Annotated in this window: 7 protein-coding genes and 3 pseudogenes; 4 read left to right on the top strand and 6 right to left on the bottom strand. The window is 69.9% G+C overall.

Going from position 1 to position 8696, the window contains the following annotated elements:
• Positions 1-861, bottom strand: a pseudogene (locus tag ABEA26_RS33475) (hypothetical protein); the annotation flags it as partial.
• Between the two features lie 46 nt (positions 862-907).
• Entirely contained in the window at positions 908-1375 is a 468-nt protein-coding gene (locus ABEA26_RS36480) for a YbfB/YjiJ family MFS transporter (protein WP_425587943.1), read from the bottom strand.
• A 6-nt stretch (positions 1376-1381) separates the two neighbouring features.
• Between ABEA26_RS36480 and ABEA26_RS33470 the strand changes: the two genes are divergently transcribed.
• Entirely contained in the window at positions 1382-1969 is a 588-nt protein-coding gene (locus ABEA26_RS33470; RefSeq protein ID WP_345597480.1) for a TetR/AcrR family transcriptional regulator, read from the top strand.
• A 190-nt stretch (positions 1970-2159) separates the two neighbouring features.
• On the opposite strand, the pseudogene ABEA26_RS33465 reads toward ABEA26_RS33470, so the two are convergent.
• The 4 genes and pseudogenes from ABEA26_RS33465 to ABEA26_RS33450 all read right to left on the bottom strand — a co-directional run.
• A pseudogene (locus ABEA26_RS33465) lies at positions 2160-2558 on the bottom strand (alpha/beta fold hydrolase); the annotation flags it as partial.
• 942 nt (positions 2559-3500) lie between these two features.
• A pseudogene (locus ABEA26_RS33460) lies at positions 3501-3722 on the bottom strand (acyl-CoA desaturase); the annotation flags it as partial.
• A gap of 46 nt (positions 3723-3768) precedes the next feature.
• A complete protein-coding gene (locus ABEA26_RS33455; protein ID WP_345597478.1) occupies positions 3769-4644 on the bottom strand; it encodes an MBL fold metallo-hydrolase in 876 nt (291 codons plus the stop codon).
• A 68-nt stretch (positions 4645-4712) separates the two neighbouring features.
• A complete protein-coding gene (locus tag ABEA26_RS33450) occupies positions 4713-6038 on the bottom strand; it encodes an MFS transporter (RefSeq protein WP_345597476.1) in 1326 nt (441 codons plus the stop codon).
• 148 nt (positions 6039-6186) lie between these two features.
• On the opposite strand from ABEA26_RS33450, the gene ABEA26_RS33445 reads away from it, so the two are divergent.
• The 3 genes from ABEA26_RS33445 (at position 6187) to ABEA26_RS33435 (ending at position 8542) form a co-directional block, all read left to right on the top strand.
• A complete protein-coding gene (locus tag ABEA26_RS33445; RefSeq protein ID WP_345597474.1) occupies positions 6187-6393 on the top strand; it encodes a hypothetical protein in 207 nt (68 codons plus the stop codon).
• Entirely contained in the window at positions 6380-7771 is a 1392-nt protein-coding gene (locus tag ABEA26_RS33440; protein WP_345597472.1) for an amidase, read from the top strand. Before ABEA26_RS33445 ends, ABEA26_RS33440 begins: the two co-directional genes overlap by 14 nt.
• Positions 7772-7912: 141 nt before the next feature.
• Positions 7913-8542, top strand: a complete 630-nt coding sequence (locus tag ABEA26_RS33435; RefSeq protein ID WP_345597470.1) for a TetR/AcrR family transcriptional regulator — start codon at positions 7913-7915, stop codon at positions 8540-8542.
• The last annotated feature ends 154 nt before the right edge of the window (positions 8543-8696 follow it).

Raw genomic sequence — 8696 nt, 5'->3', positions numbered from 1 at the left:
CGAATACTCGGGATACACCAGAGCGACGCCGTCTGCATCGGAGTTCGTGTGTACTCGCACGAACCCGGGAGCCCCACCCCGGTTGTTGGTGTCCATGCTCTCAGCGCCGTGCCTGCTTGAGATGAAAAAGAGGTCGGACTCGGCGATGAGTTGCACGGCCTCGGGCGGCAGCGGAAGCCGGTCGCCGACCAGGTGAGGAGATGCTTCATGAGGCTGGACGGTTTTCCTGTTCAGGTACTTCGGGCAGTTCCCCAGTGTCTCGTCCACAGCGAGGGCCACCTGCACTTCCGCAGGCCCCCCAGCCCTCCCGGCCACCGTATTCTTCTCCAACGGCCTGGCCAGAACCGCTCCGCCGAGCACTCTCCCGGCGATTTTGACCCGCGTCCTGGTTTCCAGGTCGATCACCAGGCCGGCGGCCAGCCTTCCCCCGTCCTCGTGCCTGACGAGGATCCCGTCGGGATCGCGCCCTTCCTCATCCCTCTCCTGCTCCTCGCTGCTTGCTCGGTGCATGTGGCCGTCCTCGTCGGAGAACAGCGCCTCCAGTGCCGGGTCATGTCCGAGCGTGCCCTCACTTCGTCCCCCGGGCTGGTGCGCGACGTGAGCCAGCGAAGTCACCTTCAACACGCCTCTGGCCAAGGGAAGCGTGGTACCTGGTTGCCCACCGAGCACCGTTGTCCATATGCGGCCGTTCCTGTCGACCGCCCCCAGTGCGATGAGAGGGCTCTGCGTCATCCAGGGCACGTACTCCATGGGCAGCCCGGGAGCCGTGGGATTGAATCCGTACGGCACCTTGAGAAGCCGGTGCATGGCTTCTTCACCCTCGTGCCACTGGGGCCGCGAGTGCGAAAGATTCGTCGTCACAGGCTCTTCTCCTCCCACGGTGGTTCTGCGAGAACCGCTGGGCCGTTCATCGTCGAGAACCCATGTTCTGGGCGTTGGTCTCAAAAGGTGCCTCGGTGTGGGGTTCCGGCCTGCTCGGGATTGCCGAAAGCACAGCCGCGCCGGCACTCAGGAGGGCGGTCCACGCCAGTGGCGCGGCGGTGGTGGTGTGTTCGGCGAGAACGCCTGCCAGCCACGGCCCCACGGTCTGTCCCGCGGCGAACAAGGTCGTGAACGCTGCCAATGTCGCGGTCCGGTCGACAGGCTGGAGCACGGTCCGGATGCAGGCGGTGACAGCCGCCGGGACTGCCGTGAACGTCACGCCGTAAGCCGCCGCCGAGGCGAACACCGCAATGGCCGAGGACGACAGCAGAGGCAGGGCAGCGCTGACGCGGTCCCCAGCGCCAGCCGCACGGCGGTGGCCATACCCACTCCCAGGATCGAACCGACCGGTACCATCTGAACCTAGCACGACGATCGAACCGGTTGGTACCATCACCTCATGCCTGTTGCCAAAGGTTCGACCATCGACCCCGAGCGAACCCGCGCCACGATCGTGCACGCGGCCACCCAGGTGCTGTACGAGCGGGGGCTGGACGGCATCGGGGTGGCGGAACTCTGCGCACGTCTTGGCGTGTCCAAGGAGACGCTCTACCGGCACTTCGGCACCAAGGACGGGCTGGTGCACGCCGTGCTCGACACGCGAAGCGACCGGGTCATCCACTGGCTGACGGATACGGTCTCATCGAGCGGAGACCGTCCTGCCGACCAGCTCACAGCTCTGTTCCGGGCTCTCCAGGGCTGGTACGACGGTCCTGAGTTCCGCGGCTGTGCGTTGATCAACGCCGCCACGCAACACCGCACTGACGCCGTCCGCGCCATCGCCGCGCGCCATGTCGAGGGTTACCTCGAACTGCTCACCGGCATCGCCGAGAGGGCCGGCGCCGACGATCCGCACCGCCTCGCGCTGCAACTGCTCATTCTTGCGGAGGGTGCCACCGTCGTGGCCGACCATCACAGCTCTGCGCGGGCGGGTGAGCTGGCTTGCCAGGCCGCCCTGGCTCTCCTCGCCGCTGCGGAGCGATCCTGACCAGTCCCGCGGGTCGAGCCCCAGCGTAGGAGCCGCTTCGCCCCTGTCATACAGCTGGACCAGGAAGAGGTTTCCTACGCCTGGTGCCCTCCACTGCGCACCGGTGAGTGACCGGATCAGGATGGTGCCCCGGAGGGCAGTGGGACCGATCGGCGAAGGGTGCGTCCGGAGGGCTGCCCGGCGGACGTGCGATCCCCGCGACCGGAGCCTTGTCGAGTCTGCCGGCGATGGTGAGGTAGGACGCCCGGACCTGTTGGGGTGTGCGGCCCAGGCCGTAGCTGTCGTGTCGGCGGGCGGCCCACTGTGCGAAGTCCGGCAGGGTCTGTTCCATGCCGAGCGCGTGGCGGCGCAGGCCGTTTCGGTCGAGGTGGGTGTCGCCGATGTTGCTGTCGAGTACGATCCGGTCGGTGCGCTCGGGGAACATCGAGGTGTAGGCGGCGCCGAGTGCCGTGCCGTAGGAGTAGCCCAGGTAGCTGGTTTTCTCCTCGCCGAGCGCGGCCCGGATCCGGTCCAGGTCGCGGGCGGTGTTCGCGGTGGTGAGGTGGCGCAGCCGGTCGTCGCGGTCGTTGCCCGCGCACTGCTCGGCCGCCTGCTCGGCGATCGGCCGCCCTCGAAGAACAGCTCGCGGTGACCTCGAAGCGGAATTCGCGGCGCTCGACGAGGACGCTCCCGACGAAGTGCGGCAGCGGCTGGCGGAGCGGCTCGCGCCCGAGGTCCGCCAACAGCACAGGGGACCACCCCTGCCTGGCCGACCTCGGGTTGTCCTCGCATCGGGAAACGGCGGTCGCCGAGTCGGTCGTCGTGCACGCGCTGGTCGAGTTCCACAACCGCGCCCACCTCGACGTGCTGCGACGCGTCCACGCCATCCTCTTCGAGGACGACACCACGCAGGGCGAAAGCAACGAGATGGTACCCAGAAGGGTTCGAATGTACGCCGTACCAGTCGGCGTATGGTCCAGACATGTCTCACGACCGGATCGTGGAAGCGGCCTGGGAGTCCGAAGGCGGACGCGAAGCCTCGGCTCCGGTTGCTCGTCCACCGGGCCGGACGGTCGCCGCTGTGCGGGCGGGCCAGTCGAAGGGGGTGTCAGGACCGTGGACGTCCTCGTGCCGGTGAACGCGCTCCTGGCGGTGACCAGTCGCGGGTGCGTTCCTCATTCACCGGCTCGATTCCCGGCACGGCGACCGTGGCGCCGCCTTCCGTAACGGTTCCTCCGGCACCGCTGTCCCGGTTCCGGCGCCGACGTCCTGGTACGGGGCAGGCGACAGGGCCGTCGGGACGGGTGGCGGCACCGGGGCCACCGCGACGGCGGACGTGGGCGGCCGCCTCCGCGACGCCGCACTCACCAGAGGCCGGTGCAGCACGCCAAGGGCCGTCGGCAGGCGTGGGCGCACGTATCCAGCCATGACGGCGGCGGCCGGTTCTGTCTGTCGCGCGGCGTCTTCGAACGGACCCTCAGAACGAGGAGTCATGTCCCCTCCGCCGCCGGACGTTTCCCGCCGGGACCGCCGCTCGCACGCTCTGATCGTCCTCCAGCGTGAGGAGGGGAAAGAACAGGAACGCCTGCCGGCGGCCGACGAGACGGGGGAGTCCAACGGCGGGGGCCTGGTCCTGGGACCAGACCAGCAGGTCGGGGGCGACGCCGGGGTCGAGGCCCTCGTTGTCGGGGTCGGCGTGGTGACGGGTGTGCTTGTCCTGCCACCAGCCGTACCCCATTCCGATGCCCGCTCCGGCGATCCGTCCGGACACCTCGCCGACCGACTCGGTGCGCGGCACGTCCCGGGTGTTCCGATCCGCTTCAGCCGCCGATGGGCGTGACCCCTGAGGGAGCCGGGACCAGCCGGTACCCGTCGTCCTCGCGTAGCACGTGTCCGGCGGTCGGCGGCGGGAAGTGGCTCCCAAGCAGGAGAGTTGACGTACCGGCGAGGGAGCCGAGCACCTGGTTCCGGGTCCTGGCCGCGAGTTCGGGAGCGATGTCCACACAGCTGCAGAGCCCTGGATGCGCCATCTGGACCGGGTGGTGGATGCTGTCGCCGGTGACCAATGCGGTCTCGCCACGGCTGCTCAGTTCCACCGCCACCTGCCCCGGTGTGTGGCCGGGGGTGGGCAGCAGACGGATGCCCGGCGCGACGTCCGTGCCCTCCGCGACATCGATGAGGTCGAACAGACCTGCTTCCCGGACGGGATGGACCGAGTCCCGGAACATCTGCCGACGCGCCTCCTCCATGTCGACACCCGCCCAGTAGTCCCACTCGGTGCGTGAGGTGAGATAGCGCGCGTTCGGGAAGGTGGGCACCCAGGCGTCGCCCTCGGCACGCGTGTTCCACCCCACGTGGTCGGCGTGGAGGTGGGTCAGGACCACGACGTCAACGCTCTCCGGCGGGAAGCCCGCCGCCCGTAGCCGTGCTTCGTAGTCGCTGTTCAGGTCGTGCCAGGCGGGGTTGGCGCGCCGCTTCCCGTTTCCGATGCCGGTGTCCACCAGCACCCGCATGCCGTCCACCTCGATGGCGAAGCTGTGACTCGCCAGGCGCAGGACGCCTTGTTCGTCGGCGAATTCGGGGCTCAGCCAGGGAGTCCGGCTCACGAGGTCGGTGGTTGCCCCGGGCAGCAGCCACGGACCGGTCTGGGCGGGCAGGACCACTTCGTCGATGCGTCGTACGGTGTGGTTGCCCACCGTCCAGGAAGAGGCGGGGGGAGTAGTGGACCTGGTCGTTTGCGATGAGGTGAACACGGCGACTTTCCTTACCTGTTACGGGTCGCGAGGACGGAGATGTCTGGAGTGGGAGTGTTGGGTGAGGTGGATGCGTAGTTGCTCGTTGCCGGACGGGAGCAGGCGTCCGGGGACGGTGTCCGGCGCCGACTGCGCAGCGGCGCGGCCAGCGTCGCGACTGCGACGGTCGCCAGTACGGCCACGCAGCCGGCACAGGCCAGTGCTGCCGCACGCAGCCCGAAGCCGGCGGTGAGGGCGCCGGCGCCGATGGCGGGCAGACTCATCGCCAGGTAGCTGAGTACGTAATAGGAGGCGAGCGTGCCGCTCCTGTCCCGGGCCGGGACCGAGTCGACGACCGCGCGCAGCGCGCCCTGGGAGACGGCTCCGAAGCCGAACCCGGCCAGCGCCGCCCCGGCGAAGAGAAGTACGGGGCCGGCGAACCAGAGGGCACCCAGGGTCAGGACGGCCGCCGGAATCACCGCGCAGCTCCCGAGGAGAGCGGAGACGTCGGCACGCATCCTGCGCGTGAAGTACACCGTCGGGGCGGCGACGGCCGTCAGCGTGAAGAAGACCATGCCGCCGGCGTATTCGGGTCCGCCGGGGGAGATGAGCCGTGTGAAGCCCGGTCCCAGGGACGAGTAGAAGCCGCCGAGTGCCCAGACGGCGACGACGCCGGCGCCGTTGAGCAGGAGAGCGTGGGCGGCCGCCGACGGCAGCGCCAGGTGGGGCCGTGTCGAGCGCAGTGCTCCGGGACGGCGGCGGACGGTCTCGGACGTCGAGACAAGGGCGATGGCCTGCGCGGCGAACACGGCGATCAGGGCCGCGTACACCGTGATCGTCGGAACGGGGGCGAAGCGCACCATGAGGGTGGCTGCCAGGACGCCGGCCGCCATGCCCGTCACCGGCGCGATGCTGTTGGCCAGAGCGGGGCGACCCGGCCGGGCGGGGTTTTCCAGGTCGAGGAGAGCCGCACCTGCTGCGCTGGTCGCCGCGCCAGTCGCGATGCCCTGCAGCACGCGGGCGCCGATCAGGGTGGTCAGGCCGTCGGCCGTCGCGAACAGTGCCATGGAGGCGACCTGGACCGTGAGCGCGCCCAGGAGCACGGGGCGGCGTCCGACATGGTCGGAAAGGGTTCCGGTCGTCAGCAGTGCGATCAGGAGCGCCAGAGCGTAGGCGCTGAAGACCACGGTGATGTCGAGGGACGACAGCTGCCACTGAGCCTGGTAGTGGGGGTACAGCGGGGTCGGTGCGCTGGATGCGGCGAGCAGGGCGATCAGGATCGAGGCGTGCAATGCGAACGGCAGGCGTCCGGATGGGGAGGTGCGGGGAGGCGCGAGGCCCGCGGGGACGCTCTGCATGAGGGTCCTTCCCGTGTTAAAAGCGATTGGTTTGCTTTAAGCCACCGTAGGTCCTATGATCGACTAAAGCAAACAGTTCGCGTTTACGGTGGTCGGGAGTCCTGCACCAGCCCCGGCCCGTCGCGCCATACAGATCCGGAAGGAAGCCATGACCAGCGAACTCACCCCCCAAGAGGCAGCCCGAGGGTCGCTGCGGGCGGGGCTCCCCCTCGGGGACGGCCGACACGAAGCAGTGGCCATGACGGCCAACCACATCCACTCCGTGATCAGCAGGTTGCGCGAGCTCGATTTCGGCGAGACGCCTCCCGCGTCCTCCTACCGAGCCGGAGAGGGGAACCCCGATGCAACCGTTTGAGCTGTCGCTGACCGAAGCCTCCCGTGCGGTGCGCGCACGGGAGCTGTCCCCCGTCGAACTCACCGAATCGGTGCTCGCCCGTATTGCCGCCGTCGAAGGACGGCTGGGCGCCTACGTCACCGTCGCCGCCGACGCGGCCCTGGCCGCAGCGGTCCGCGCCGAACGGGAGATCTCCGGAAGCGGACCGCGCGGGCCGCTGCACGGGATCCCCATGGCGCTCAAGGATCTGATCGACGCAGAGAGGATGCCCACCACGGCGAGCTCGCACGTCCGGGCAGGGCACGTGGCGGAACGCGACAGCCGGGTGGCCGAACGGCTCGGCGCCGCCGGGGCCGTCCTCCTGGGCAAGACGCACACGCACGAGTTCGCCTACGGCCTGACCACTCCGCAGACGAACAACGCCTGGGACCACAGCCGGGTCGCGGGCGGGTCGAGCGGCGGCTCGGCGGTAGCTGTCGCCGCCGGCGGGGCGACGTTCGCCATGGGCACGGACACGGGCGGTTCCATTCGGGTCCCCGCGGCCCTGAACGGCGTGGTGGGCCTCAAGCCGACCTACGGCCTGGTCCCGCGCACAGGCGTGACCTCGCTGTCCTGGTCCCTGGACCACGTGGGCCCTCTCGCCCGCACCGTCCAGGACGTCGCGCTGGTGCTGTCGGCGACCGCCGGCCACGACCCGTGCGACCCGGTGAGCGTGTCCGGCCCGGTGCCGGACCGCTTCCCGGGAGGCGACCTGCGTGGACTGAAGGTCGGCGTACCGCGGAACCACTACTTCGACCGGGTCACGCCCGAGGTCGAGGAGTCCGTACGCGGCGCGATCGAGAGGCTGGCGGAGCTGGGGGCGGAGCTCGTCGACGTCGAGATCCCGATGGCGCGTTACATCCAGGCCGTTCAGTGGGGGCTGATGGTTCCCGAGGCCACCGCCTACCACGAGCGGTCGCTGAGGGCCGCCCCCGACCTGTACGCGGCGGACGTTCGCATCCTGCTGGAGGCCGGCGAACTCACCTCTGCGGGCGACTACCTCCGCGCCCAGCGGGCCCGCACCATGATGCGAGACGCCTGGGCTCGCATGTTCGACGGAATCGACGTCCTCGCCGCGCCTACGGTGCCGATGACCGCCGCCGAGGCGGGGCAGGAAGCCGTCGAGTGGTCCGACGGCACGACCGAGGCCGTGTCGGACAGCTACGTCCGCCTCTGTGCCCCAGCCAACATCACCGGCGTCCCGGCCCTCACCCTGCCGGTCGGTCACGACCGCGCCGGACTGCCGATCGGTATGCAGCTGATGGCGCGCCCCTTCCACGACGCGACGGTGCTCCGTGTGGGCCGGGTCTACGAGGAGTCGGTGGGCGGCGCGGGGCGGCTTGCTCCCCTCGCTGCCTGAGGGAAGACGGACGTTCCGCGGGCATGCGGTCGCGTCGCCGCAGGGGCGTCCGCCGTGCTCGGGCGCCCGGATGCGCAGCCCCGCGGGTCGCCGACGCCGGCCACCGCCTAGAAGCAACAAAATTGCATTAAAGTGGACCGCATGAGTCCCAAGCCCATGGCCCGCCCCGGCGGGCGCAGCGCACGCGTACAGGAGTCCGTCCACGCGGCGGTACGTGAACTCGTAGGGGAGGTGGGCCGCGACGCGCTCACGGTCCCGATGGTGGCCACTCGGGCGGGCGTGACCCCCTCCACGATCTACCGTCGCTGGGGCGACCTGCAGCAACTCCTGTCCGACGTGGCCGTCGAACGACTGCGCCCGGAAACGGGTCCGGCCGATCTCGGAAGCCTGCGGGCCGATCTCGACGCGTGGGCGGAACAGTTCCTCGACGAGATGGCCTCGCCGCCCGGGCGCGCCTACATCCGGGACGCCCTGCTCGGCGACCCCGACGGAACCAATGCCGGTCAGTGTTCGGCGTATGCCGCAGAGCAGATCGACGCCGTGTTGGCCCGTGCGGCGCAGCGGGGGGAGCCGGTGCCCGAGACGGAACTGCTGATCGACCGTGTCGTGGCGCCGATCATGTACCGCATCCTCTTCCGCCCTGGCCGACTGGACGCCGCGTACGCGCGCGAGCTCGTGACGAACGCCGTGTACGCCCAGCAGATCGAGGCCGGCGCTCGCCCCACCCAGGCCGCCGACCCCTGGCGCTCGGAGAGGAAACCCGACAACTGACCACTTCGCTCGTCGGGCGGTCCGGTCACTGGGCCGTGGAGGCCAAGCGGCTGGCTGTACTGGCAGGGGCCCTGAAACCCCCGGCAATGACCGACCAGGACGTGGCCCTTGGGCGTGACGCCCGTTTGACGCCCGTTTGACGCTCCGTGCGCAC

The organism is Streptomyces marokkonensis (assembly GCF_039539045.1).
GTDB classification, from domain to species: domain Bacteria; phylum Actinomycetota; class Actinomycetes; order Streptomycetales; family Streptomycetaceae; genus Streptomyces; species Streptomyces marokkonensis.
Note: the sequence above shows the minus strand (reverse complement) of the source record. Positions and strands in the feature narration are given on the sequence as shown.